Annotated in this window: 1 pseudogene; it reads right to left on the reverse strand. The window is 65.3% G+C overall.

The features are described from left to right. Positions 1–219 (reverse strand): annotated as a pseudogene (locus CRM90_RS31260) (hypothetical protein); the annotation flags it as partial. Positions 220–429: the final 210 nt, after the last annotated feature.

The following is a 429-nucleotide window of genomic DNA, read 5'->3' on the forward strand; positions in this document are numbered from 1 at the left end:
CCAAAGCCGTAGATGCGCGCACATCAACTGAGGTGAGGGTCGATAAGCCTCACCGGCATACTGGGCGGCGTCAGCGGCCTCGTCATCGGTAAACGCCCGCGTCGCGGCGGGCTGGCCGGGAATGCGCACCAGTAGGGTGAAGTCAGCGATTCGAGCGTTCCCGGTGCGCGTGCGCGGATTCTGCCGAACTGCCAAGACGCCCGCGTCATCATCACTCATCCCGCTATTGTGCCTGCCAGACGGGCGTGCCCGAGCTGCGGGCGCTTACCTGGTGGCTCCACACCGGCGCGGACCGCCTGAAGTCTGACGACAGCCGCCCATGGGCCTGGTCGAGCTACGAGGGTAGGAGAAGCTGGGAACGTGACGTCAGCAGGTGTTGACCGTCTCTCGGGATGACGACCGCGGGGTACTCACTCGTCATTGAGCGTG

Origin of the sequence: Mycobacterium sp. ENV421 (assembly GCF_002887815.1) — a bacterium.
Classification (GTDB): domain Bacteria; phylum Actinomycetota; class Actinomycetes; order Mycobacteriales; family Mycobacteriaceae; genus Mycobacterium.